The organism is Streptomyces capillispiralis, from assembly GCF_007829875.1.
GTDB classification, from domain to species: Bacteria; Actinomycetota; Actinomycetes; order Streptomycetales; family Streptomycetaceae; genus Streptomyces; species Streptomyces capillispiralis.
In genome coordinates this window covers 5,027,711-5,052,024 of the sequence record NZ_VIWV01000001.1, presented here as the reverse complement: position 1 = coordinate 5,052,024, position 24,314 = coordinate 5,027,711, and the positions used below count along the sequence as shown (strand labels likewise).

The window sequence follows — 24,314 nt, the reverse complement described above, 5'->3', positions numbered from 1 at the left end:
GACCTCATCCCGCGTGCTCGGCGAACCGTGCCGCCGTCTCGGCGAGGAGTGCGCGTCCGTCGCGGGCCCACAGCGTGTCGTTGAACAGCTCGACCTCGATGGCGCCGGTGTAGCCGGCCGCGTCCACGTACCCCTTCCACTCCCGCATGTCGACCGCGCCGTCGCCGATCTGGCCGCGGCCGTTGAGGACCCCCTCGGGCAGCGGGGTGATCCAGTCGGCGAGCTGGAAGGTGTGGATGCGGCCCTGGGCGCCGGCGCGGGCGATCTGCGCGGGCGCGGTGTCGTCCCACCAGATGTGGTACGTGTCGACGGTGACGCCGACCTGGTGGGCGGGGAAGCGTTCCGCCAGGTCCAGGGCCTGGGCGAGCGTCGAGACCACGCACCGGTCGGAGGCGAACATGGGGTGGAGCGGCTCGATGGCCAGCCTCACTCCGTGGTCCTCGGCGTAGGGGCCGAGTTCGGCGAGGGCGTCCGCGATGCGCTCCCGGGCGCCGTGCAGGTCCTTGGAGCCGGCGGGCAGGCCGCCGGAGACCAGGACCAGGGTGTCGGTGCCGAGTGCGGCCGCCTCGTCGACGGCCCGCCGGTTGTCGGCCAGGGCGGCGGCCCGCTCACCGGCGTCGGTCGCGGTGAGGAATCCGCCGCGGCACAGCGTGGTCACCGTCAGGCCCGCGTCGCGCACCAGCTTCGCGGTGGCCTCCACGCCGTACGCCTGGACCGGCTCGCGCCACAGGCCGACGCCCGGTACGCCCAGTTCGCGGCAGGCGTCGACGAGTTCGGGCAGCGGGAGCTGCTTGACCGTCATCTGGTTGATGCTGAAGCGCGCGAGGCCGGCGGTCACGGGGTCACTCCGTACAGGTCGAGCAGGGTCCTCATGCGGTCCTCGGCGAGCTTGGGGTCGGGGAACAGGCCGAGGCCGTCGGCGAGTTCGTAGGCGCGGGCGAAGTGCGGCAGGGAGCGCGCCGACTGCAGGCCGCCGACCATGGTGAAGTGGCTCTGGTGGCCGGCCAGCCAGGCCAGGAACACCACGCCCGTCTTGTAGAAGCGGGTGGGTGCCTGGAAGAGGTGGCGGGAGAGTGCGACGGTGGGGTCGAGGAGGGCGCGGAAGCCGTCCGTGTTCCCGGTGTCGAGGACCCGGACCGCCTCGGCGGCGAGCGGGCCGAGCGGGTCGAAGATGCCGAGCAGGGCGTGGCTGAAGCCCTGTTCGTCGCCCGCGATCAGCTCGGGGTAGTGGAAGTCGTCGCCGGTGTAGCAGCGCACGCCGTGCGGGAGGCGGCGGCGCAGGTCGACCTCGCGCCGGGCGTCCAGCAGGGAGACCTTGATGCCGTCGACCTTGTCGGGGTGGGCGGCGATGACCTCGAGGAAGGTGTCGGTGGCCGTGTCGAGGTCGGCGGAGCCCCAGTAGCCCTCCAGCGCCGGGTCGAACATGGGGCCGAGCCAGTGCAGGATCACCGGTTCGGCGGCCTGGCGGAGCAGGTGGCCGTAGACCTCCAGGTAGTCCTCGGGGCCGCGGGCGGTGGCGGCGAGGGCGCGGGAGGCCATGAGGATGGCCTGCGCGCCGGACTCCTCGACGACCGCTAGCTGTTCCTCGTAGGCGGCGCGCACCTCGGTGAGGGTGCCGGCGGTGAGCTGGTCGGTGCCGACGCCGCAGGCGATGCGGCCGCCGACCGCATCGGCCTCGGCGGCGGAGCGGCGGATCAGCTCGGCGGCGCCCGCCCAGTCCAGGCCCATGCCGCGCTGGGCGGTGTCCATGGCCTCGGCGACGCCGAGCCCGTGGGACCACAGGTGGCGGCGGAAGGCGAGGGTGGCGTCCCAGTCGACGGCCGCCGGCGAGTCGGGCGACACGTCCGCGTACGGGTCGGCGACCACGTGCGCGGCCGAGAAGACCGTACGGGAGGTGAAAGCGCTTGCGGGGTGGAGGGCGAGGGGCTCGGTGCGGGGCTCGTAGGCGCGCAGGGTGCCGTTCGCGTCGGGGAGGTGGAGGGTCACAGCGCGATCTCCGGGACGTCGAGGCGGCGGCCCTCGGCCGAGGACTTCAGGCCCAGTTCGGCGAGCTGGACGCCGCGGGCGCCGGCCAGCAGGTCCCAGTGGTAGGGGGCGCCGGCGTAGACGTGGCGGAGGAACAGCTCCCACTGGGCCTTGAAGCCGTTGTCGAACTCGCCGTTGTCGGGGACCTCCTGCCACTGGTCGCGGAAGACCTCGGTGGCGGGGATGTCCGGGTTCCAGACCGGCTTGGGGGTGGCGCTGCGGTGCTGGACGCGGCAGTTGCGCAGGCCCGCGACGGCGGATCCCTCGGTGCCGTCGACCTGGAACTCGACGAGTTCGTCGCGGTTGACGCGGACCGCCCAGGAGGAGTTGATCTGGGCGACGGCGCCGCCGTCGAGTTCGAAGACGCCGTAGGCGGCGTCGTCGGCGGTGGCGTCGTAGGGCTTGCCGTTCTCGTCCCAGCGCTGCGGGATGTGGGTGGCGGTGAGGGCCTGGACGGACTTCACCCGGCCGAACAGCTCGTGCAGCACGTACTCCCAGTGCGGGAACATGTCGACGACGATGCCGCCGCCGTCCTCGGAGCGGTAGTTCCAGGAGGGGCGCTGGGCGTCCTGCCAGTCGCCCTCGAAGACCCAGTAGCCGAACTCGCCGCGCACGGAGAGGATGCGGCCGAAGAAGCCGCCGTCGATGAGGCGCTTCAGCTTGAGCAGGCCGGGGAGGAAGAGCTTGTCCTGGACGACGCCGTGCTTGACGCCGGCCGCGTTCGCCAGGCGGGCGAGCTCCAGGGCGCCGTCGAGGCCGGTGGCGGTGGGCTTCTCGGTGTAGACGTGCTTGCCCGCGGCGATCGCCTTCCGGATCGCCTCCTCGCGGGCGGAGGTCACCTGGGCGTCGAAGTAGAGGTCGACGCCGTCGTCGGCGAGGACGGCGTCCAGGTCCGTCGAGACGTGCTCCAGGCCGTGCCGCTCGGCCAGCGCCCTCAGCGCGTGCTCGCGGCGGCCGACCAGGATCGGCTCCGGCCACAGCACGGTGCCGTCACCGAGGTCGAGGCCGCCCTGCTCGCGCAGGGCCAGGATGGAGCGGACGAGGTGCTGGCGGTAGCCCATGCGCCCGGTCACACCGTTCATGGCGATACGCACCGTCTTGCGTGTCACGTCATTCCCTTCGTACGCGGTTCGCGCGCCGCGTACGCCCCACTGGTGAGCGTGACAGCAAGCGCTTTCTATGTAGAGAGAAGCTAGCCTCTGAACGGCGGTGTGGACAAGACCACGGCGAACCGGACTTGTTCGAGGGGGCGAACAACCGCGCGGATGGCCGTAGGGTCTGCTCGGAACCACGGGTGTGGGTGCGGGTGTGGTGTGAGTGTGGACGACGGCGTACGGGCGTACGGACGTACGGCGGGACGCGCGAGGCGGAGGACGAAGATGACGGTGACCCTGGCGGACGTGGCGGCTCGCGCGCAGGTCTCCCCCGCGACGGTGTCACGCGTGCTCAACGGGAACTATCCCGTGGCCGCGTCCACCCGTGAGCGGGTGCTGAAGGCCGTGGACGAGCTGGACTACGTCCTCAACGGCCCCGCGAGCGCCCTGGCCGCCGCCACGTCCGACCTGGTGGGCATCCTGGTGAACGACATCGCCGACCCGTTCTTCGGGATCATGGCGAGCGCGATCCAGGGCGAGATCGGGGGGCCGGGCGGGCGCGCGGGCGGGGAGAGACTCGCGGTGGTGTGCAACACGGGTGGCTCGCCCGAGCGGGAACTGACCTACCTCACGCTGCTGCAACGGCAGCGGGCGGCGGCGGTGGTGCTGACCGGCGGCGCGATCGAGGACGCGCCGCACAAGGCGGCGATGGACGCGAAGCTGCGGAAGCTGGCGGACGCGGGGACGCGGGTGGTGCTGTGCGGGCGTCCGCCGGCCCCGGAGACCGGCGCGATCGCGCTGACCTTCGACAACCGCGGCGGCGGGCAGGAACTCACCGAGCACCTGATCGGGCTCGGGCACCGGCGGCTGGGGTACATCGCGGGGCCCCAGGAGCGCACGACGACGCGGCACCGGTTGGAGGGGCACCGGGCCGCGCTGGCCGCGCACGGCATCGAGGAGGACCCGCGGTGGACCGTGCACGGCCGCTACGACCGGCGGTCGGGGTACGAGGCGACGCTGGAACTGCTGCGGAGGGATCCGTCGTTGACGGCCGTCGTCGCCGCGAACGACTCCGTCGCGCTGGGCGCGTGCGCGGCGCTGCGGGACTCCGGGCTGCGGATCCCCGAGGACGTGTCGGTGGCCGGCTTCGACGACCTGCCGTTCAGCATCGACGCGGTGCCGGCGCTGACGACGGTGCGGTTGCCGCTGGCGGAGGCGGGGGCGCGGGCGGGGCGGATCGCGATGGGGCGGGAGGAGCCGCCGCTCGGGGGGATCGCGGCGGTGCGGGGGGAGTTGATGGTGCGGGGGTCCGCGGCGGCGCCGCGGTCTTGATCGGACCTCGGGTCCGGGGCGGGGGGATCGTCGCCGGTGCGGGTCGTGGGGGCGGTTCGCGCAGTTCCCCGCGCCCCCAGTGGGGGGTGTGCGGTGGGGTGGGCCGTGCGGGTTGGGTGTGGTTGGTCGCGCAGTTCCTCGCGCCCCCAGTGGGGGGTGTGCGGTGAGGGGGGCCGTGCGGGTTGGGTGTGGTTGGTCGCGCAGTTCCCCGCGCCCCTGTAGGGGGGCGTGTGGGTTGGTTCTGGTGGACCGTTGGCGGGACGGCTTCGAACTGGTCGCCGAGCGGTCGCACCGCTCCTTCGGGCGCGACCTGGTCGGACAGGACTGGCGCCTCGGTCTTGAGCCGGGAATCCGGGGGTAGGGTCCCTTGGCATGAAGCTGGCGTTCTCCACCCTCGGTGTCCCCGGCCTGCCCCTCTCCGACGTCCTGGCCCTCGCCTCCGCGCACGGCTACCACGGCGTCGAACTCCGCGCCCATCCCGAGGAACCCGTCCACCCGGACCTCTCCCCCGCCCAACGCACGGATGTCGCCGCCGCGTTCAAGGCGTCCGGCGTCGAACTCCTGGGCCTCGCCGGATACTCCAGGGTCGCCGCTCCCGGCGCCGACGAGCCCGTCCTCGCCGAGATCCGCGCCCTGCTCGACCTCGCCCGGGACCTCGGCGCCCCGTACGTACGGGTCTTCCCGGGCGGTGGCACGGAGCAGAGCCCGGAGGAGGCGGACGCGACGGCCGCCCGCCGGCTGGGCACCGCCGCCGAGTACGCGGCCGACCTGGGCGTGCGCATCCTGCTGGAGACCCACGACTCGCACCGCACCGGCGCCGACGCCATGCGCGTCCTCGGGCTGGTCGGCCACCGCCAAGTGGGCGCGCTCTGGGACGTGATGCACACCTGGCTCGGCGGTGAACAACCCGTCGAGAGCTTCGCCGCGCTCTCCCCGCACCTCGGCTACGTCCAGGTCAAGGACATCGCCTCCGCCGACGACACGACCCCGCTGCCGCTCGGCGCGGGCGTGCTGCCGCTGGGCGACTGCGTGGAGGTCCTCTCCCGGCACGGCTGGGACGGCTGGCTCTGCTGGGAGTACGAGAAGCGGTGGTACGCCGACGCCGCCCCGCTGCCCGGCCTCCTCACCGCCGGCCGTGAGCACCTGTCCCGGCTCCTCAACGAGTCCGCCTGACGGCATCCATAAACGTCCGCACATCAATATTTGAATTCCTAACGGTGCTGTTCATTCCGGAGGGTCAAGTTCTAGGCTGTGAGGAGAGATTGGCCAAAAGGAAAAAGAAAGGGAGGTGAATGACATGCTCGCTTACGAGCGTCCGACGCTCACCCCGGTCGGCTCCTTCCGCATCACCGGTCTCGGTCTGTTCAGGGGTCCGGAAAGGCTCATCCGGCTGAGGTTCAGCCTCTGACCCATCGGTTGTTTCCCCTCGGGGAAACGTGCCCGGGCGGCGGCGGGTCACGTCCCCTTCCCACCGCCTCCCGGACCTGACGGCTGGAGTCGCACGGCCCCCGGGAGGCGCTCGTGGGCTGGTTCGTCGTACTGCCCGACCACGCGTCGGCGGCCCCCGTCGGCGCGGCCCTGCGGGCCCGTTCCGTGCAGGAGATCAGCCATTCCTCCGGGCGGCCCTGGCTGCTCGGCCACTGGGACGGGGCGCCCCCGGCCGTGGGGGCGGCGGGCGCCACCCGGATCGCGGTCCTCGGCGACCACGCCCTGACGGAGGACCGGCTGACCGCGGCGGCCGCCCGGATCCGCACGCTCGCCGACCTCGACCACTGGGCCGCGCGCCTGCCGGGAAGTTTCCACCTCGTGGCGTCCGTCGACGGCCGCATCCGGGTACAGGGAAATGTCACCGGCTTTCGCCCCGTATTCCACGCCCGCGCCCACGACACGCATCTGGCCGGTGACCGGGCGGACGTCCTGGCCGCCCTGACCGGCGCCGCGATCGACGAGCGGCGCCTCGCCCCGCGCCTGTTGAATTCCTCCGCGCTGCACCCGGTGACGGCGCGTCCGGTGTGGCGCGGCGTCGATTCCGTGCCCGGCGGGCACTGCCTCGTCATCGACGCGCGGGGACACGGACGGACCGTCCGCCACTGGACGCCCCCCGAGCCGGTCCTGCCGATGGCCGAGGGCGCCGCGGCCCTGCGGGAGGCGCTGCGGGACGCCGTCGCCGCACGGGTCGGCGGCCGGGAGCTGGTCAGCTGCGACCTGGGCGGGCTGGACTCCACCTCGGTGTGCTGCCTGGCCGCCGCCGGCCCGGCACGGGTCGTCGCCTACACCGCCGACACCCGCGACCCCATGGGCTCGGACGCCGACTGGGCCCGCCGTACGGTGGCCGCGCTGGGCGGCGTCGAGCACCACGTCATCGCGGGGGACGACGTGCCGCTCGTGTACGACGGTCTGGCGGACGCGGACGACCTCTTCGACGAACCCTGTCCGGCCGTCGTGCACCGCACCGGCTGGCTGGTCGTCCCCCGGGCCGCCGCGGACCGCGGCTCGCACCTGCACCTGACCGGCTTCGGCGGGGACGAACTCCTCGCCGGCTCCCCGGCCCACCTGCACACACTGCTGCGCCGGCACCCGGGCGTGGCCTGGCAGCGGGTGCGCGGATTCGCCGCGCAGCGGCCGTGGTCGTACCGGGAGGCGGTACGGCAGCTGCGGGACACCAGCACCTACGGGGCGTGGCTCGCCCGCGTCGCGGACGGGCTCACCGCCGCACCGCCCGCCGAGAACACCCCCACCCTCGACTGGGGCATGCCGCCCCGCATGCCGCCCTGGGCCACCCCGGACGCGGTGGCGGCCGTACGGGAGGCGGTCCGCGACGCCGCCGCCACCGCGCGGCCGCTCGCCGCGACGCGCGGGCAGCACGTCGAACTGGAGGCGATGCGGTGCACCTCCCGCATGGTCCGGCAACTGGCCCAGATGGCCGGACGGTTCGGCCTGGACCTCGCCGCCCCCTACTACGACGACCGGGTGATCGAGGCGGGGATGGCCGTGCGGGCCCAGGACCGGGTGACGCCGTGGGCCTACAAGCCGCTGATCACCGAGGCGATGCGCGGTGTGGTGCCGGAGGAGAGCCTGGCGCGGCACACCAAGGACGAGGGCTCCTACGACGTGGAGACCGGACTGCGTGACCACCGGGCCGGGCTGCTCGCCCTGTGCGAGGACTCCCGGCTGGCCCGGCTCGGCCTGATCGACGCGCACGCGCTGCGCGCGGTGTGCGAGCGTCCGCTGCCGCCGTCGCTGCAGTTCGACGCGCTCTACCAGACCGTGGCCTGCGAGGTGTGGCTGCGGACGCTCGAGACCGCCGCCGTGCCGTCCTGACGGACGCCTGACGGACGAGGGAGACATCATGACGCTGAAGCTGCGTGCGGGCGTGTTCACGACCGAGACCGAGTACGGCATCGCCCTGCTGGACGAGGACGGCGACCAGTACTTCACCCTGAACCCCACCGCCGCCACGGTCGTCCGGACCCTGCTGGGCGGCGAGGAGATCCCCGCGGCGGTGCGGGCGCTCACCACCCGATACGCGGTGGACGCCGTGAGCGCGGAGGACGACGTGCGGGAGCTGATCGGTGAGCTGCGCGCGGCCGGTCTGGTGGAGGAGGACGAGGGGCCCCGGCCGCGCGGGCGGCGGACATGAGCTCGCCGGAGGTGGTCGCCCACGACCCCCGTGCGGTGCCGCTGCCGTACCGGATGCTGGTGCGGCTCGTGGTGGCCGTCGCGCGGGTGCTCGCGGGCCGGCGTCCGCGGCTCATCCGCACCCTGCTGGGCCGGGTGAGCCGCGGTGCCCGTCCCGCCACCGTGGCGCGCACCCGGGCGGCACGGGACGCGGTGGTCTCGGTCAGCCTGGCGTGCGCGGGCCGGGAGGGCTGCCTTCCGCGGTCCCTGGCCACCGCCCTGCTGTGCCGCCTGGACGGCCAGTGGCCCACCTGGTGCGTGGGCGCGCGGCGCCTGCCGCCGTTCGGGGCGCACGCCTGGGTGGAGGCGGAGGGTGTGGCGGTGGGCGAGGAGTATCCGCCGGACTACTTCCGGCCGTTGTTCACCGTGCCGTGCGGCGGGTCCGCCGGCCGTGCCACGGGAGGGCGGGACCGTGAGCGGGCAGCGGGCCGCCGCGGATAGGCGGGTCGGCCCCCGCGACGTCCTGCGCCTGCTGCGCGGGCACCGGCGGCGGATCGCCGGCGCCGTGCTGCTGATGCTGAGTGCCTCGGCGCTCGGCCTGGCCCAGCCGCTGCTGGTGAAGCGGGTGATCGAGGCGGCCTCGGCCGAGCGGGCGATCGGACCGGACGTCACCCTGCTCGTCGTCTTCTTCCTGGCCCAGGCGGTGGTGCAGGGCCTCGCCCAGTACGCGCTCACCCGGACCGGCGAGGGCATCGTGCTGGGCATCAGGATCGGTCTGATCCGCCATCTGCTGCGGCTGCCCATGCGCCAGTACGACCGGCACCGCGTCGGCGACCTCATCTCCCGCGTCAGCAGCGACAGCACCACGCTGCGGCTGCTCGTCGCGGAGGGCTTCACGGACGCGGTGACCGGCGGCATCGGGCTGATCGGCGTGGTGGCGCTGATGATCTGGCTGGACTGGCTGATGTTCCTGATCGTGCTGGCCGTGGTGGCGCTGGCCACGGTGCTGGTCGGCTCGGTGCTGCGGGGCATCTCGGCGGCCTCGCTGGTCACCCAGCAGGCGACGGGGGCGATGACCGCCGACCTGGAGCGGGCGCTGGGCGCCATCCGCACCGTGCGCGCCAGCCGGGCCGAGCAGCGCGAGGCGGACCGCATCGGGGGGCGGGCCCGGTCGGCGTACGCGGGGAGCGTGCGGATGGCGCGGCTGGACGCGGTGGTGGCACCGGCCGTCGAACTGGCCGTCAAGGGCTCCTTCGTCGTGGTGCTGCTCGTCGGGGGCATGCGGGTCGCCGGACGGGGCGGATCGGTGGCGGACCTGGCCGCGTTCCTGCTCTACATGGTGTACCTGATCGGGCCGATCGGTTCGGTGTTCCAGTCGCTGAGCACCATGGAGCAGGGCGTGGGCGCGTACCGCAGGGTCACGGAGGTCATGGCCCTGCCCGTGGAGCGGGAGACCGGGCCGGGCCCCGCGCCGGAGCCCCGGCCCGGGCGGACACCGCTGCTGGCGTTCCGGGACGTGTGGTTCGCCTACGACGCGGACCGGCCCGTCCTGCGGGGGGTGACGTTCGAGGTGCCCGAGCACGCCCACGTCGCCCTGATCGGCACCTCCGGCGTCGGGAAGTCCACGGTGTTCGCGCTGATCGAGCGGTTCTACGATCCCGACCGCGGCCGGATCGAGTTCGACGGCCGGGACATCCGCACGGTCGGCCGGTCCGCGTACCGGGCCCGGATCGGCCTCGTGGAGCAGCAGGCGCCGGTGCTGTACGGCACGCTGCGGGAGAACCTGACGTACGCGGTGCCGGACGCGACGCCCGGGGAGGTGGACCGGGTGGTGGAACGGGTCCACCTCACGGACCTGGTGAGCCGGTTGCCCCGCGGTCTGGACACCGACGCCGGGGACCGGGGGGTGGCGCTGTCCGGGGGCGAGCGGCAGCGCATCGCGATCGCCCGGAGCCTGCTGGCCCGGCCCCGGCTGCTGCTGCTCGACGAGCCGACGGCCCATCTGGACGCGGTCAGCGAGGCGGCGCTGCGCCGGTCGATCCGGGACGTGTCGGCGCAGTGCACGCTGCTGGTCATCGCGCACCGGATGTCGACGGTGCGCGCCGCGGACCTGATCGTCGTGCTGGACGGGGGGCGGGTCGTCGCCACGGGCAGCCACGAGCAGCTGGTCGCCGGCAGTGAGCACTACCGGCGCCTCCTCCGCGCCCAGCAGCCCGACGCCGACGGCTTCCCGGATCACACCGACGCCTCGTGCGACGGGCCCCGGGGCCCTGTCGGCCCCGCGCACGCCGACGGCCTTCCGGCCCCCGGCGGCGCCACCCGCGAGGGGCCTGGGAACCACCCTGCCGTCACCCGGGACGGGCCCGGGGTCCCCGTCGACGCCACCCGGGAGGCTTGGGAGGGCGGGGAAGCGCGGGTGGCCCGGGACGGCGGGAACGCGCGGGTGGCCCGGGAGGGCGGGAACGCGCGAGTAGCCCAAGAGGACGGCGACGCGCGGGGGGCCCGGGACGGCGGGAACGCGCGGGTGGCCCGGGAGGGCGGGGGCGGGGACACGGCCGGTGCGGCCGGGGCCGTCGGCCTCGACGGCCTGGCCGTCGGGTCCGGGCCGGGTGACCAGCCAGGGGTGTCGTCCGGATCGGGCCGGGTCCGGTGAACGGTGCCGGACGCCACACCGGCAACCCCGTCCGGGGCCGGTGAACGGTGCCGGACGCCACACCGGCAACCCCGTCCGGGGCCGTGCCGGTGCGGCGGGAGTCGGCCGCACTCCGGCCGCCGCGAGCTGACCGGGTCAGGGGCGACCCACCACCGGACGCGGGTCCGAGGTCGGGGCCGGGCCCCCCTCCGGGTCCGGGGCCGGGGACGGCTCCGGGGCCCGCGTCGGCGACAAGCGGCCCGACCGGCGCCCGCGGGTCGGTGCCAAGCGGTGGGTCGGCAGCGAGGTCAGGGCCACCCCGCCGACCAGCAGGGCCGCCGCCAGCCAGCGCAGGTCCGTCACCGGCTCGTTCAGGAACAGCGCGGCCGACGACATGCCGAACACCGGGACGAGCAGGGAGAACGGCGCGACCGTGGACGCCGGGTGGCGGCGCAGCAGCCAGCCCCAGGCGCCGAAGCCGAACACGGTGGCGACCCAGGCCACGAAGAGGACCGTGCCGGCGCCCTGCCAGTCGAGGCCGCGCAGCGCCTCCAGGTCCCGCGACGGGCCCTCCAGCAGCAGGGACAGGCCCAGCAGCGGCAGCACCGGCACCGTGCTCACCCAGATCATGAAGTTCAGGGCGTCCGGGGGCGCCGCCCTGCGGGTCAGGATGTTGGAGACGCCCCAGCAGGCCGCCGCCGCCACGACCAGGGCGAAGCCGAGCAGTGGGCCCGAGGTGCCCTCGTCGGCCGCCGCCACACCGATCCCGGCCAGCGCCACCGCCATGCCCACCAGCCGGATGCCGGAGGGCCGTTCGCCGAGCAGCGCGAAGGCGAACAGGGCGGTGAACACGGCCTGGATCTGGAGCACCAGGGAGGACAGCCCGCCGGGCATGCCCGCGTCCATGCCGACGAACAGCAGCCCGAACTTGGCCACCCCGAGCGCCAGCCCCACCCCCACGATCCACTTCCACGCCACCTTGGGCCGCCCCACGAGGAACACCGCGGGCAGCGCCGCCACCAGGAAGCGCAGGGCGGAGAAGAGCAGCGGCGGAAAGTGGCCGAGCCCGATCTCGATGACGGTGAAGTTCACCCCCCACACGACGGCGACGAGCACGGCGAGGAGCAGGTGGGAAGGTCGCATGCGTCGAGGATCACCGCCCACCACACTTCAGCACCAGCGATGATTTCTGCATGGTTGGATGAAGCATCACTAACTGATCGGGAGCCGTCATGCTCGACCTCCAGCGGCTGCGCGCCCTGCACGCCGTCTCCGTCCACGGCACTGTCGGGGCCGCCGCCGTGGCGCTCGGGTACACCTCCTCCGCCGTCTCCCAGCAGATCGCCAAGCTGGAGCGGGAGACCCGGACCGTGCTGCTGGAGCGGGAGGGCCGGGGCGTGCGGCTGACCGACGAGGCGCACCAACTGGTCCGTGCCGCCCAGGAGCTGATCGCCATCGTGGAGCGGGCGGAGACCGAGCTGGAGGAGCGGCGCGGGGTGCCGGCCGGGCGGCTGACCGTCGCCGCGTTCGCCTCGGCGGCGCGCGGGCTGATGCCGCCCGTGCTGGCCGACCTGGCGCGCCGGCACCCGGCGCTGGACACGCGGCTCACCGAGATCGACCCCCACCTCTCCGTGGACCTGGTGGCCAAGGGCGCCGTCGACCTCGTGGTCGCGCACGACTGGGACATCGCGCCGCTGCCCGCACCGGCGGGCGTGGACCAGGCGGTCATCGGGGACGACCTGTGCGACCTGCTGGTGCCGGAGGGCCATCCGTTCGCGGGGCGTACGGCGGTGCGGCGGGAGGAGCTGGGCGGTGAGCGGTGGATCTGCCAGCCGCCGGGGCGGGTCTGCCACGAGTGGCTGGTGCGCACCCTGCGGGCGGCCGGGCACGAGCCGGAGATCGTCCACCAGGCCGACGAGAACCCGACCCTGGTCGCCCTGGTCGCGGCCGGGCTCGGTATCGCGCTGATCCCCCGGCTGGGGCGCGGCCCGCTGCCGCAGGGGGTGGTGGAGGTGCCGCTGGACCCCATGCCCGTACGACGGCTGTACGCGCTGTGGCGGACCGGTGCGGCCCGCCGCCCGGCGATCGCGGAGACGGTCCGCACGCTGCGCGGGCACTGGCCGGCCGTGTCGGCGCACACGCCCCGCTGACCCCTCGCGGACCCCCGGTCCCGACTTCGGGACATCGGGCCCGGGCGGGGAACCCGTCCCCGTCTCCGCCCGTCCCATACGCGAGCTGCCGGATGAGTCCCCGTGGTGCGGTGTCGGCCCTCGCTGCTGGCTGCGATCGCTGACCAACCCTCTCCGCCGTGCCCCGGCCGGCAGCACGCCGTCATCGGCGCGCCCCCCTCCAACTGCGCCGATGACGGCCCCTCCCGGTTGCTGCGCGCGCCCTTGACTGGCAGAAACTTCCCGGATATTGGTGACGTCCCGGCAGTTTCCTTCAGCGGATCCCCGGTCCCCGCGGATCACCTTCCAAAGGAGCGCACGTGCCCGACAGCAGCACCGGAAGCACGGGAAGCACCGCACGTCCGTCCAGACGCACCGTCCTCGCCGCGACGGCGGGCGTCACCACCGCCCTCGCGGCCGGTCCCGCCGTCCACGCGGCCACCGGCCCGTCCGCCCCCGACGACCGCAGGCTCCGCGCCCTCATCTCCCGTATGACGCTGGAGGAGAAGGTCGGCCAGCTGTTCGTGATGCGGGTCTACGGCCACTCCGCCACCGACCCCGACCAGGCCGACATCGACGCCAACCTCAAGGAGATCGGCGTGCGCACGGCCGCCGAACTGCTCACCAGGTACCGGGTCGGCGGCATCATCTACTTCGCCTGGGCGCACAACACCCGCGCCCCGCACCAGATCGCCGACCTGTCCAACGGCATCCAGAAGGCCTCCCTCGGACTGGAGCGCGGGCTGCCCGTGCTGATCTCCACCGACCAGGAGCACGGCATCGTGGCCCGCGTGGGCGAGCCGGCGACCCTGTTCCCGGGGGCGATGGCCCTCGGCGCGGGCGGTTCCCGCGCCGACGCCCGCACCGTCGGCCGGATCGCGGGCCGCGAACTGCGCGCCCTGGGCATCCGCCAGAACTACTCCCCGGTGGCCGACGTCAACGTCAACCCGGCCAACCCCGTCATCGGCGTCCGCTCCTTCGGCTCCGACCCGCACGCGGTCGCCGGGCTCGCCGCCGCCGAGGTCAAGGGGTACGAGTCGTCCCGCGTCGCCTCGACGGCCAAGCACTTCCCCGGCCACGGCGACACGGTCGACGACAGCCACGCCAAGCTCCCGTACATCCACCACACCCGCGAGCAGTGGGAGCGGCTGGACGCGCCGCCGTTCCGGGCGGCGATCGCCGCGGGCATCGACTCCATCATGACCGCGCACATCGTCGTCCCCGCGCTCGACGACTCCGAGGACCCGGCCACCCTGTCCCGCCCCATCCTCACCGGCATCCTGCGCGAGGAGCTGGGCTACGACGGGGTCGTGGTCACCGACTCCCTCGGCATGGAGGGCGTGCGCACCAAGTACGGCGACGACCGGGTGCCCGTGCTGGCGCTGAAGGCGGGCGTGGACCAGCTGCTGAACCCGCCCTCCCTGGACGTGGCCTGGAACGCGGTCCTCGACGCCGTCCGCGGCGGCGAGCTGACCGAGTCCCGGCTCGACGAGTCGATCCTGCGGGTGCTGCGCCTCAAGGCCAAACTGGGCCTGTTCCACGACCCGTACGTCAGTCACGCCGGCGTCGACCGCACGGTCGGCACCCCCGCGCACCTGGCCGCGGCCGACCGGATCGCCGAGCGGACCACCACCCTGCTGGTCAACGAGGGCGGACTGCTGCCGCTGTCCCCGCGCAGCCGGCCGAGGCTGCTCGTGGTCGGCGCCGACCCGGCCTCCCCGTCCGGGACGACGGGACCGCCGACCGGGGTCCTCGCGGGCGCGCTGACCGAGCTGGGCTTCACCGCCACCGCCCTGTCCACCGGCACGGCACCGTCCTCCGCGACCGTCGCCAAGGCGGTGGCCGCGGCCCGGGACGCGGACGCGGTGGTCGTCGGGACGTACAACGTCACGGCGTCCAGCGGCCAGAAGACCCTGGTCGAACAGCTCCTGGCGACCGGCACCCCGGTGGTGGCGGTGGCGATCCGCAACCCCTACGACGTGGCCCACCTGCCCGGCGTCGCCGCGTACGTCGCGTCGTACTCCTGGACCGACGTCGAACTGCGGGCGGCGGCGCGGGTGATCGCGGGCGAGGCGGACCCGCGCGGGACGCTCCCGGTGCCGGTGCAGCGGGCCGACGACCCGGCGGCCGTGCTGTATCCCGTCGGCCACGGGCTGAGGTACTAGCCGCCACACGCGGGCGCCGCCCTCCCCGATTGGACGTAGCACCCGTACGTCACACACCCGACGCACCATACCCAAGGTGCGCAAAGCACCCCACATGGCTGGCGTCACCCGGCTCGCCGGGTCACGCTGGTCGGGGGATGTCCGGGGGGATGACGATGCGCGTGAGAAGTGGGTGGGGGACGTTCGCCGTGCTCGCGGCGGCGGGCGCGGTGCTGCTCACCGGCTGCCAGGGCGCGCCGGGCGGCGCCGCCGAGGAGGACGGCCGCGCGGGCGGGCCGGCCACGGCGACGGTCTCACCGCCCCGGCCGTCCGGGTACGGGGCGGTGTTCCTCGCGGTCGACGAGTGCAGCTCCTTCGGCCGGACGAGCTTCACCGAGGTGTCGTGCACCAGTGAACGGGCGGCGGCCCGGGTGGTCGCCCGCCACGACGGCACGGTGCGCGACGGGCCGCGCTGCCCGGCCACCACGGACTTCGTGCTGCACATCCACGAACAGCGGCCCTCCTCCGACGAGGACGGCGACGGGGCGGTGCCGCGCGGCTACGCCTGCATGCGCCACCTCCAGCCGCCCCACCCCGGGGACCCGGGTGGCGGGGGCGGGCCCCGCACCATCGTCGGCGACTGCGTCTACGACCTGGGCGACGGCAAGGTCCGCGAGACCGCCTGCGACGGCTCGGGCCGACGGGAGCCGGAGTTCGAGGTGACGAAGGCCGTGGACGACCGGTCCGACTGCCCGGCGTCCACGGCCCTGTACGTCCGGCTCGGCGGGACCACTCCGGTGGGCTGCGCCCGCCCGGTGTAGTCCCGCCCCCGCCCTACGGGCGCAGCGTGCGCTGCCGCTCGACGTCCCGCTTGTCGAGCTTGGCGTCGAACGCCGCCAGCGGCTTCGCCGCCGCCGGGTTCTCCTGGACCGCGCTCGGGGCGACGTCCGCCCAGTCGAGGATGCGGGCCGTGGCGAACGCCTTCTCCTCGGCGACCAGGCCGGCCACGTTCGCGCCGTGGTTCATGCCGGGCGCGGTGAGGACGTAGGAGTCACGCGCGCCGTTGCCGAGCCGGAACGGCTCGGCGCCCCACGGGTCGTTCTCGCCGTACACGAACAGCATGTGGCGGGCGTTGTGCCGCACCCAGCTGTCGACGTCCCGCATGGCCCGCGGCTCGAACTCCATGTCGATGGAGCGGGGCACGAAGTTGCGCGGCGGCTGGTAGCCGTAGCGCACGTACTGCTTCTCGATGTGCGGGAAGTGGATGGTCGGCGCGCCGAGCTGCGTACCGGCCTGGTAGTAGTACGGCGTGTACGGGCTCAGGCCCTGGTCGGTGTAGAACGAGAACCCGGAGATGGTGTTGACGGACTCCCAGATCTCCTCGTCGGTGGCGTTCTTCGCGTCCGCCGGGATCTGCTCGCAGTCCGCCACGGTGCTGTACTGCCAGAAGCCCCACACGTAGTCCAGGACGACGGCCTCGTAGGCCCGGTCCAGGCTGCCGATGGTGTCGAAGGTGTAGCCGTTCTCGGCGGCGTACGCCTCGTACTTCTTCTCCAGCGGCTCGCGGCGCACCAGCGCCTCGCGCTGCACCCCGTTCAGCCGGTCGCGGCACTCCTTCGTGCCGACGCCCGCGAAGAAGCGGTCGTAGGCGGAGTCCTCCTTGTTCACCACGTCGTTGGGGGCGACGTAGGCGACCACGCCGTCCATGTCCCGCGGGTAGAAGCGCTCGTAGTAGGTGGCGGTCATGCCGCCCTTGGAGCCGCCGGTGGAGATCCAGTTCTCGGAGTAGATGTCCTTCAGCGCCGTGAAGATGCGGTGCTGGTCGCTGGCGGCCTGCCAGATGTCCAGCTTGGACCAGTCGGCCGGGTCGGGCCGGGACGGGGTGAAGAAGCGGTACTCCATGGAGACCTGGTTGCCGTCCACGATCTGGGTCGGCTCGCTGCGGCGGGGCGTCGTGGAGACGCTGTAGCCGCTGGTGTAGAAGACGGTCGGCCGCGCGGTGTCCTTGTGCAGCACGGTGATGCGCTGCTGGAACGTGCCCTTGGAGGGCCTGCGGTGGTCGACCGGCTGGGTGTAGTTGAGGACGAAGAAGCGGTACCCGGTGTACGGCTTCTCCTCGACCAGGCTCATGCCCGGGACGGAGAGCAGTCTCTCCTTGATGTCAGTGGTGCCGGCCTCCGGCTCGGCGGCGGTGGCCGCCCCGGCCGTACTCAGTGTGCCTATGAGCACCGTGAGCGCCAGCAGCCATCTGAGCGCCTTGCGCATGCGCACTCCCCTGTGAGACAGATGTGCGCCGGAAGCTAGCGGATCAACTCCCCCGAGCACCAGGGGACCTGGGGAAAACCCTCGGTCGGGCGCGGCTCAGCACAGGATCCAGCCGGAGCTGACGGACCCGCCGCCCACCCTGCCCTTGACCCACACACAGCGCCGGCCCGCGTGCACGGTCACCGGGCCGGCGTGGTGCTGGTAGGTGCCCTCGTCGACGACGGGGCGGCCCCCACGAGCCCGCAGGGACACCATCATCTTCCGTTGGGTACCGGGCTTCTTGGCGTAAGTGACGGCGCAGACGTAGCCGCCCCGCTTGTAGAGGACCACCGACCCGGTGGAGAACGGCAGGGTGCGCACCTTGCGCCCGGGACAGGGCGCCGCGGCGTGCGCGTCACCGGGTGCGGCGACGGCGAGCAGTCCCGACGTCGTCAGCACCGCGAGGCCCAGTGCGAGTCTCCGGCGTATCGCTCCACTGCCCACAGTCGTCCTCCCGTACCGCGCCTGCCGCGCCCAACGGCGTACGCGTGTACGGACGCGTGACGTAGGCCGGATGGTTGCGCGGGGCGCACGCCCGGCGCCCGTCAGGCCGGCGCCGGTACGTCCTCCCCGACGAACGTCCGCCACAGCGCGGCGTACTTGCCGCCGAGCCGGAGCAGTTCCTCGTGGGTGCCGTCCTCCACGACCCGGCCGTGGTCCATGACGACGACCCGGTCGGCGCGGGCGGCGGTGGTCAGCCGGTGGGCGACGACCAGCGTCGTGCGGCGGCCGGCGAGCCGGTCGGTGGCCTGGTTGACCTGGGCCTCGGTGGCCAGGTCCAGTGCGGCCGTCGCCTCGTCGAGCAGCAGGATGTCCGGGTCGACGAGTTCGGCGCGGGCCAGCGCGATCAGCTGGCGCTGGCCGGCGGAGAGGTTGCGGCCCCGCTCGGCGACCTCGTGCAGGTAGCCGCCCTCCAGCGTGGCGATCATCTCGTGCGCGCCGACGGCCCGGGCCGCCGCCTCCACCTCGGCGTCGGTGGCGTCCGGCCGGCCGTAGGCGATGGCGTCGCGGACGGTGCCCGGGAAGAGGTACGCCTCCTGCGGGACGACACCCAGCCGGTGCCGGTACGCGGTGAGGTCCAGGTCCCTGAGGTCGGTGCCGTCGACGGTGACCCTGCCGCCCGTGGGGTCGTAGAACCGGGCGACCAGCTTGACCAGGGTGGACTTCCCGGCGCCGGTCTCGCCGACGAAGGCGACGGTCTGCCCGGCGGGCACGGTGAGGTCGATGCCGTCGAGCGCCTCCTCGCCGTCCCCGTACGCGAAGTGCACGTCCTCGAAGGCGATCTCCCCGCGCAGGGAGGTCACGTCGAGCGGCTTCTCGGGGGCCCGGGTGGAGGTCTGCTCGCGCAGCAGCTCCTGGATGCGGCCCAGCGAGACGGACGCCTGCTGGTAGCCGTCGAAGACCTGGGAGAGCTGCTGCACCGGCGCGAAGAACAGGTCGATGTAGAGCAGGTACGCCACCAGCGCGCCGGTGGTCAGCGTCCCGTCGTCGATCCGCGCCCCGCCGACGATCAGCACCGCGGCGGCCGCGGTCGAGGACAGGAACTGCACGAACGGGAAGTACACCGAGATCAGCCACTGGCCCCGGATGCGGGCGCTGCGGTAGCTCGCGCTGCGCTCGGCGAACCGGAGTCCGCCGTCCCGCTCGCGGCGGAACGCCTGCACGATCCGCAGCCCCGACACCGACTCCTGAAGGTCGGCGTTGACCACGGACACCCGCTCCCGGGCCAGTTCGTACGCCTTCACACTCGCCCGGCGGAAGAAGTAGGTGGCGACGATCAGCGGGGGCAGGGTGGCGAAGACGACCAGGGCGAGTTCGAGGTCGATCACCAGCAGGGCGGCCATGATGCCGAAGAAGGTGACCACCGACACGAACGCGGTGACCAGGCCCGTCTGGAGGAACGTGGACAGCGCGTCCACGTCCGTCGTCATCCGGGTCATGATCCGGCCGGTCAGCTCGCGCTCGTAGTAGTCGAGGCCGAGCCGCTGGAGCTGGGCGAAGATCTTCAGCCGCAGCGCGTACAGCACGCGTTCGCCGGTGCGTCCCGTCATCCGCATCTCGCCGATCTGCGCCACCCACTGGGCGGCCACGGCGAGCAGCCCGAGCAGCGAGGCCGCCCACACCGCGCCGAGCGCGGCCTCGGTGACGCCCTGGTCGATGCCGTGCCGGATCAGCACCGGCAGCAGCAGCCCCATGCCGGCGTCCACGGCGACCAGGCCGAGGCTGACCAGGAGGGGCAGTCCGAAGCCGCGCAGCAGGCGGCGCAGGCCGTAGGAGTCCTCCGGGCGGACGGCGTCCTCCTCGTCGACGTCGGGGACGTCGTCGGCCGGGGGCAGCGCCTCGACCTGGGCGAGGAGTTCCGGGGTGGCCGGGGTGCCGGCCAGGGCGGTGTCCTTGGGTTCGCGGTCGCCGGTCCACAGCCGGGGCGTCACCCCGCGTTCGGCGTCGAACTCGGCGTCCAGTTCCGCGCGGACGGAGGTGTCCTCCTCCTGCGGTCCGGCGGGCGGGGTGTGGCCCGGGGAGACGGCGCCCAGCTCGTCGGGGTCGGTGAGCAGCCGGCGGTAGAGCGCGGAGCGCCGCTGGAGCTCCTCGTGGGTGCCGATGTCGGCGAGCCGGCCCCCGTCGAGGACGGCGATGCGGTCGGCGAGGTTGAGGGTGGAGCGGCGGTGGGCGATCAGCAGCGTCGTACGGCCCCGCATGACGCCCTTGAGGGCCTCGTGGATCTCGTGCTCGACGCGGGCGTCCACGGCGGAGGTGGCGTCGTCCAGGACCAGCAGGCGGGGGTCGGTGAGGATCGCGCGGGCCAGGGCGACGCGCTGGCGCTGGCCGCCGGAGAGGGTCAGTCCGTGCTCGCCGACGGTGGTGTCGTAGCCGTCGGGCAGCTCGCTGATGAACCGGTCCGCCTGGGCCGCGCGCGCGGCGGCGGTGATCTCCTCGTCGGTGGCGTCCGGGCGGCCGTACGCGATGTTGTTGCGCACGGTGTCGGAGAAGAGGAAGGAGTCCTCCGGCACCAGTCCGATCGCCGCCCGCAGGGATGCGGTGGTCAGCTCGCGCACGTCGTGGCCGCCGACGAGGACGGCGCCGTGGGTGACGTCGTAGAAGCGCGGCAGGAGCAGGGAGACGGTGGACTTGCCGGAGCCGGAGGAGCCGACGACGGCGAGGGTCTCACCGGGGCGGATCGTGAAGGAGAGGCCGTCGAGGACCGGGTGGCCGGGGTCGTAGCCGAAGGAGACGTCGTCGAACTCGACGGTCGCCGGGGCGTCGGCCGGCAGTTCCCTGGTGCCGTCGGTCAGGGACGGCTCGGTGTCGATCAGCTCCAGGACGCGTTCGGTGCCGGCGCGGGCCTGCTGGCCGACGGTGAGGACCATCGCCAGCATCCGGACCGGGCCGACGAGCTGGGCGAGGTAGGTGGAGAAGGCGACGAAGGTGCCCAGCGTGATGTGCCCGCGCACCGCAAGCCAGCCGCCGAGCGCCAGCATCGCCACCTGGCCGAGCGCGGGGACGGCCTGGAGCGCCGGGGTGTAGCGGGAGTTCAGCCGCACCGTGCGCAGCCGTCCGGCGAACAGCCGCCGGCCGACCTCGCGCAGCTTGCCCGCCTCCTGCTCCTCCTGCCCGAAGCCCTTCACCACGCGTACGCCGCTGACGGCGCCGTCGACCACTCCGGCCACGGCGCCTGCCTGCGCCTGCGCGTACCAGGTGGAGGGGTGCAGCCGGGTGCGGCTGCGCTGGGCGATCCACCACAGGGCGGGGGCGACGGCGACGGCGACCAGGGTGAGCGGCAGCGACAGCGACGCCATGATCACCAGGGAGATCAGGAACAGCAGCAGGTTGCCGATGGTCATCGGCAGCATGAAGAGCAGGCCCTGGATCAGCTGGAGGTCGCTGGTGGCGCGGCCGATGACCTGTCCGGTGGACAGCTCGTCCTGGCGTCTGCCGTCGAGCCGGGTGATCGTCCCGTACATCTCGGTCCGCAGGTCGTGCTGGACGTCGAGGGCGAGCCGGCCGCCGTAGTAGCGGCGGATGTAGGTGAGGACGTAGACGACGAGCGCGGCCCCGATGAGCAGGCCGGCCCAGGTGGCCATGTCCCGGGTCTTGTCGCCGATCACGTCGTCGATGATCACCTTGGTGATCAGCGGGACCAGCGCCATCACGGCCATGCCGGCGAGGGACGAGCCCAGGGCGAGGACGACGTCCTTGGGATGACGCCACGCGTATCCGGCCAGTCGCCGTGCCCATCCCCGTTGCGGTGTCACGCGGGTGCCCTCCGGTGTCCTGATCTGCTGGTCCTGATCTACCGGAAGGCACCAACGCGCTCAGCAGCGGATTTCATCCCGCCGTTACGGTCGGAGGCGTACGCGCAGAGCGTAGAGGCGGGTCGTCTGGTTGGTGTTCTCGTTGTCGTCGCTGACCAGGAGCACCTTCAGCCGGCCGTGGTGACGTCCGGTGACCGCCATGCCCTCGATGTTGTCGAGGAGCGGGTTGGGCTGGGGCTGCTTGGCGGTGGCGCCGAGGGTGGGGCAGTCGGCGAGGTCGGTGAGGAGCGTCTTGCCGTAGGTGTCGCCGTGCCGGTGGGCGAGGTAGAGGCGGACGGTGTTGCCGACGCCGGAGGTGTAGCCCCGCTCCAGGACCAGCAGGCGGCCGTCGGGGACGGCGGTGATCTCGCTGACGCCGAGGCCCTGGTCGACGCGGTAGGTGTACTGGGCGCCGAGCCGGAAGGTGCCGTGCGCGGTGCGCTGCCAGCTCTGCATCCGGATCTGGTCTGCGGGGTCGCCGGTGAGGGGGTATTCCATCGACGCGATCAGGGTGCGGCCGCCGGGCAGGAGGGTCAGGCCCTCGAAGGTGCCGTTGGGGCGGGCGCGGGTGCTCAGCTCCTCCGGTACCGGCAGCCGGTCGAGGATCTTCCCGGCCGGGGAGTAGCGGCGCACGGTGGGTTCGGTCTCGGAGGAGACGAGGTGGCTGCCGTCGCGCTGGGCGACGAGTCCTTCGGCGTCGAGCGGGGCGCCGTTCTCGTCGGCGAGCGGGACGACGCCCTCGGGGCGCAGGGTGCGCGCGTCGAGGCGGAACAGGGCGGAGCGGTCGGACAGGGCGGCGACGGCGCCGTCCCGGTCACGGGCGAGGGCGGAGAGGTTGCCGACGTAGGTTCCCTCGTAGCGCGTCTTGTCGAGGGCGTCGGAGAAGCCGTCGATGGAGACGGACGAGGAGCAGGAGTGGTCTTCCGTGCCCTGCGCGCGCGGCTGGGCGGTCGCGGGTCCCGCGGCGGTCAGACAGCCGGCGGCGGCGAGGGCCGCGGTGGTGGCGGCGAGGAGGCTCTTCAGGCGCATGCCGCCACCGTAGAACGGCCGGGTGACGGCGCGTCACCACGGACCGACACATGACCGACACCTCTCCTTCACCCCCGTGCCTACATGTCCATGTCACCCTGCCAGCGGCTGCTCACTCAACTCGCGTAGATCGGACGTCCCCACATGCCCGTGACACCCATACGCCGCCGCTGGAAGAGCCTCGCCCTGGCGACCTCGGCCGTCCTGGTCGGCCTCTCCGTCCCCGCGCTGACCGCGTCCTCCGCCGGCGCCGCGACCGCCACCACCGGCACGGCGGCCACCGCCACCGCCTCCGCCACCGCGTACGACGACACGTACTACGCCGACGCCATCGGCAAGTCCGGCGCGGCCCTCAAGGACTCCCTGAACACGATCATCAGCGACCAGACGAAGCTGTCGTACTCGGCGGTCTGGGAGGCGCTGAAGGTCACCGACCAGGACCCGAACAACAGCGGCAACGTGATCCTGCTGTACTCGGGCATCTCCCGCAGCAAGTCACTCAACGGCGGTGACACCGGCGACTGGAACCGCGAGCACGTGTGGGCCAAGTCCCACGGCGACTTCGGTACCTCCACCGGCCCCGGCACCGACCTGCACCACCTGCGCCCCGAGGACGTCCAGGTCAACTCCATCCGCGGCAACAAGGACTTCGACAACGGCGGCAGCTCGTTCACCAACAGCGGCGGCAGCCTCACCGACTCGAACTCCTTCGAGCCCCGCGACGCCGTCAAGGGCGACGTGGCCCGCATGATCCTCTACATGGCGGTCCGCTACGAGGGCACCGACGGCTGGCCCGACCTGGAGCCCAACGACTCCGTCACCAACGGCACGTCCCCGTACCACGGCCGTCTCTCGGTCCTGAAGCAGTGGCACCAGGAGGACCCGCCGAGCGCGTTCGAACAGCGCCGCAACGAGGTCATCCACAGCTCCTACCAGCACAACCGCAACCCGTTCATCGACCACCCGGAGTGGGTCGAGTCGATCTGGTAGACCGGGTACCGGCACCGGCCGCCACGGTGGCCGGTGCCGGAGGCGGAGCCTGGGCAGACTTCCTCATGGCTGACGCGACACCGAGCGATCACACACTTTCGGGGCGACTGCTCGCCGCCCTCTGGACCTTGCGGCTCCTCTCCACGTCGGAGGGATCGCCTCCCGAACCGGAGGAGTTCCTCTCGAAGAAGGTCCCGGCGCAGTTGCTGGGCGAGGAGCTGCCCCACCTGGCTGCCCATCTCGTCCGGGCCAGAAGCCGGGGAGGTGAGCACTGGAGGGCCGCGGTGACCGTCTACCGCGAGCTGCCGGACCTCCTGCCGTCGGCACGCCTGCCCCACGCCACCATGGGGCCCGACGAGCAGGCGGCCTTCTCCGCGGGTTACGCCGCACGTCTCGCCCAGGACAGGAAGGAGTTCGGCGAGCTGCTGGGGTGAGGCGATCGAGAGTCGCTCCCGGCCCGTCGCGACGGTCCGCCGCCCGACAAACGGCCGCCCTGCCTCACCCCTCTCGGTCTGTACCCCCATGCGCCGCACCTCGGGCGGGGCGCCGGGGGAAATTCGATGTGGTGCGAGGACCGGCCTCCTGTCGCCTGCTCCGAAGGCGTGCAGGTCGCCGAAGTTCACGACACCCGACTGTCGTCGGCCAACTCCAGAGCGCCTGGCATCTCGCCCTGCGCGACGCTCTGC

The 24,314-nt window shown here is 73.3% G+C and carries 20 protein-coding genes and 1 pseudogene; 13 read left to right on the top strand and 8 right to left on the bottom strand.

The window, feature by feature from the left end; all coding sequences use genetic code 11:
- Positions 1-4: 4 nt before the first annotated feature.
- Genes FHX78_RS21980 through FHX78_RS21970 form a run of 3 tightly spaced genes read right to left on the bottom strand, consistent with a single transcriptional unit; the run spans position 5 to position 3,134 of the window.
- A complete protein-coding gene (locus FHX78_RS21980; protein WP_145872101.1) occupies positions 5-802 on the bottom strand; it encodes a sugar phosphate isomerase/epimerase family protein in 798 nt (265 codons plus the stop codon).
- A 32-nt stretch (positions 803-834) separates the two neighbouring features.
- A complete protein-coding gene (locus FHX78_RS21975) occupies positions 835-1,986 on the bottom strand; it encodes a dihydrodipicolinate synthase family protein (protein ID WP_145869136.1) in 1,152 nt (383 codons plus the stop codon).
- A complete protein-coding gene (locus FHX78_RS21970; RefSeq protein ID WP_167531819.1) occupies positions 1,983-3,134 on the bottom strand; it encodes a Gfo/Idh/MocA family protein in 1,152 nt (383 codons plus the stop codon). Before FHX78_RS21970 ends, FHX78_RS21975 begins: the two co-directional genes overlap by 4 nt.
- Before the next feature lie 270 nt (positions 3,135-3,404).
- Here FHX78_RS21970 and FHX78_RS21965 point away from each other — a divergent pair, with 270 nt between their 5' ends.
- From FHX78_RS21965 to FHX78_RS21935, 8 genes and pseudogenes are all read left to right on the top strand, one after another.
- Entirely contained in the window at positions 3,405-4,451 is a 1,047-nt protein-coding gene (locus FHX78_RS21965) for a LacI family DNA-binding transcriptional regulator (RefSeq protein ID WP_145869135.1), read from the top strand.
- A 256-nt stretch (positions 4,452-4,707) separates the two neighbouring features.
- A pseudogene (locus tag FHX78_RS21960) lies at positions 4,708-4,812 on the top strand (MarR family transcriptional regulator); the annotation flags it as partial.
- An 11-nt stretch (positions 4,813-4,823) separates the two neighbouring features.
- On the top strand, positions 4,824-5,624 hold the full coding sequence (locus FHX78_RS21955; protein ID WP_145869134.1) for a sugar phosphate isomerase/epimerase family protein: 801 nt from the start codon (positions 4,824-4,826) through the stop codon (positions 5,622-5,624).
- A 124-nt stretch (positions 5,625-5,748) separates the two neighbouring features.
- Positions 5,749-5,859: a keywimysin-related RiPP gene (locus FHX78_RS37555; RefSeq protein WP_229923995.1), complete on the top strand. Its 111-nt coding sequence runs from the start codon at positions 5,749-5,751 to the stop codon at positions 5,857-5,859.
- Between the two features lie 113 nt (positions 5,860-5,972).
- Positions 5,973-7,772: a lasso peptide isopeptide bond-forming cyclase gene (locus FHX78_RS21950; RefSeq protein ID WP_280117371.1), complete on the top strand. Its 1,800-nt coding sequence runs from the start codon at positions 5,973-5,975 to the stop codon at positions 7,770-7,772.
- A 28-nt stretch (positions 7,773-7,800) separates the two neighbouring features.
- Entirely contained in the window at positions 7,801-8,091 is a 291-nt protein-coding gene (locus tag FHX78_RS21945; RefSeq protein ID WP_145869132.1) for a lasso peptide biosynthesis PqqD family chaperone, read from the top strand.
- Positions 8,088-8,570, top strand: coding sequence for a lasso peptide biosynthesis B2 protein (locus FHX78_RS21940; protein ID WP_145869131.1), 483 nt, complete (start codon positions 8,088-8,090; stop codon positions 8,568-8,570). The genes FHX78_RS21945 and FHX78_RS21940 overlap by 4 nt, the downstream gene beginning before the upstream one ends.
- Complete coding sequence (locus tag FHX78_RS21935; RefSeq protein WP_229923996.1) at positions 8,542-10,722, top strand: ABC transporter ATP-binding protein; 2,181 nt, start codon at positions 8,542-8,544, stop codon at positions 10,720-10,722. Before FHX78_RS21940 ends, FHX78_RS21935 begins: the two co-directional genes overlap by 29 nt.
- Before the next feature lie 135 nt (positions 10,723-10,857).
- Here the strand turns inward: FHX78_RS21935 and FHX78_RS21930 are convergent, their stop codons facing one another.
- Positions 10,858-11,844 (bottom strand): EamA family transporter, encoded by a 987-nt coding sequence (locus tag FHX78_RS21930; RefSeq protein ID WP_229923997.1) that lies wholly within the window; start codon positions 11,842-11,844, stop codon positions 10,858-10,860.
- Between the two features lie 89 nt (positions 11,845-11,933).
- On the opposite strand from FHX78_RS21930, the gene FHX78_RS21925 reads away from it, so the two are divergent.
- The 3 genes from FHX78_RS21925 to FHX78_RS21915 all read left to right on the top strand — a co-directional run bounded on the left by FHX78_RS21925 (position 11,934) and on the right by FHX78_RS21915 (position 15,834).
- Positions 11,934-12,851: a LysR family transcriptional regulator gene (locus tag FHX78_RS21925; protein ID WP_145869130.1), complete on the top strand. Its 918-nt coding sequence runs from the start codon at positions 11,934-11,936 to the stop codon at positions 12,849-12,851.
- Between the two features lie 338 nt (positions 12,852-13,189).
- Complete coding sequence (locus FHX78_RS21920; RefSeq protein ID WP_145869129.1) at positions 13,190-15,034, top strand: glycoside hydrolase family 3 protein; 1,845 nt, start codon at positions 13,190-13,192, stop codon at positions 15,032-15,034.
- A gap of 155 nt (positions 15,035-15,189) precedes the next feature.
- Positions 15,190-15,834: a hypothetical protein gene (locus FHX78_RS21915; RefSeq protein WP_145869128.1), complete on the top strand. Its 645-nt coding sequence runs from the start codon at positions 15,190-15,192 to the stop codon at positions 15,832-15,834.
- A 13-nt stretch (positions 15,835-15,847) separates the two neighbouring features.
- On the opposite strand, the gene FHX78_RS21910 is transcribed toward FHX78_RS21915, so the two are convergent.
- From FHX78_RS21910 to FHX78_RS21895, 4 genes are all read right to left on the bottom strand, one after another.
- A complete protein-coding gene (locus FHX78_RS21910; RefSeq protein ID WP_145869127.1) occupies positions 15,848-17,278 on the bottom strand; it encodes a S28 family serine protease in 1,431 nt (476 codons plus the stop codon).
- Between the two features lie 96 nt (positions 17,279-17,374).
- On the bottom strand, positions 17,375-17,761 hold the full coding sequence (locus FHX78_RS21905; protein WP_145869126.1) for a hypothetical protein: 387 nt from the start codon (positions 17,759-17,761) through the stop codon (positions 17,375-17,377).
- Between the two features lie 101 nt (positions 17,762-17,862).
- On the bottom strand, positions 17,863-21,570 hold the full coding sequence (locus FHX78_RS21900; protein WP_145869125.1) for an ABC transporter ATP-binding protein: 3,708 nt from the start codon (positions 21,568-21,570) through the stop codon (positions 17,863-17,865).
- Positions 21,571-21,654: 84 nt separating this feature from the next.
- Complete coding sequence (locus FHX78_RS21895; protein WP_145869124.1) at positions 21,655-22,638, bottom strand: esterase-like activity of phytase family protein; 984 nt, start codon at positions 22,636-22,638, stop codon at positions 21,655-21,657.
- A gap of 144 nt (positions 22,639-22,782) precedes the next feature.
- Here FHX78_RS21895 and FHX78_RS21890 point away from each other — a divergent pair, with 144 nt between their 5' ends.
- Together FHX78_RS21890 and FHX78_RS21885 are read left to right on the top strand one after the other, a co-directional pair.
- Positions 22,783-23,628 (top strand): endonuclease I family protein, encoded by an 846-nt coding sequence (locus tag FHX78_RS21890; RefSeq protein ID WP_167531818.1) that lies wholly within the window; start codon positions 22,783-22,785, stop codon positions 23,626-23,628.
- A 65-nt stretch (positions 23,629-23,693) separates the two neighbouring features.
- Entirely contained in the window at positions 23,694-24,062 is a 369-nt protein-coding gene (locus FHX78_RS21885; RefSeq protein WP_145869123.1) for a hypothetical protein, read from the top strand.
- Positions 24,063-24,314: the final 252 nt, after the last annotated feature.

Bases quoted from the DNA above. Each gene is read 5' to 3' on its own strand.
- FHX78_RS21980 (WP_145872101.1), bottom strand. From the start codon at position 802: ATGACGGTCAAGCAGCTCCCGCTGCCCGAACTCGTCGACGCCTGCCGC.
- FHX78_RS21965 (WP_145869135.1), top strand. From the start codon at position 3,405: ATGACGGTGACCCTGGCGGACGTGGCGGCTCGCGCGCAGGTCTCCCCC.
- FHX78_RS21955 (WP_145869134.1), top strand. From the start codon at position 4,824: ATGAAGCTGGCGTTCTCCACCCTCGGTGTCCCCGGCCTGCCCCTCTCC.
- FHX78_RS37555 (WP_229923995.1), top strand. From the start codon at position 5,749: ATGCTCGCTTACGAGCGTCCGACGCTCACCCCGGTCGGCTCCTTCCGC.
- FHX78_RS21945 (WP_145869132.1), top strand. From the start codon at position 7,801: ATGACGCTGAAGCTGCGTGCGGGCGTGTTCACGACCGAGACCGAGTAC.
- FHX78_RS21940 (WP_145869131.1), top strand. From the start codon at position 8,088: ATGAGCTCGCCGGAGGTGGTCGCCCACGACCCCCGTGCGGTGCCGCTG.
- FHX78_RS21930 (WP_229923997.1), bottom strand. From the start codon at position 11,844: ATGCGACCTTCCCACCTGCTCCTCGCCGTGCTCGTCGCCGTCGTGTGG.
- FHX78_RS21925 (WP_145869130.1), top strand. From the start codon at position 11,934: ATGCTCGACCTCCAGCGGCTGCGCGCCCTGCACGCCGTCTCCGTCCAC.
- FHX78_RS21915 (WP_145869128.1), top strand. From the start codon at position 15,190: ATGCGCGTGAGAAGTGGGTGGGGGACGTTCGCCGTGCTCGCGGCGGCG.
- FHX78_RS21910 (WP_145869127.1), bottom strand. From the start codon at position 17,278: ATGCGCAAGGCGCTCAGATGGCTGCTGGCGCTCACGGTGCTCATAGGC.
- FHX78_RS21895 (WP_145869124.1), bottom strand. From the start codon at position 22,638: ATGCGCCTGAAGAGCCTCCTCGCCGCCACCACCGCGGCCCTCGCCGCC.
- FHX78_RS21890 (WP_167531818.1), top strand. From the start codon at position 22,783: ATGCCCGTGACACCCATACGCCGCCGCTGGAAGAGCCTCGCCCTGGCG.
- FHX78_RS21885 (WP_145869123.1), top strand. From the start codon at position 23,694: ATGGCTGACGCGACACCGAGCGATCACACACTTTCGGGGCGACTGCTC.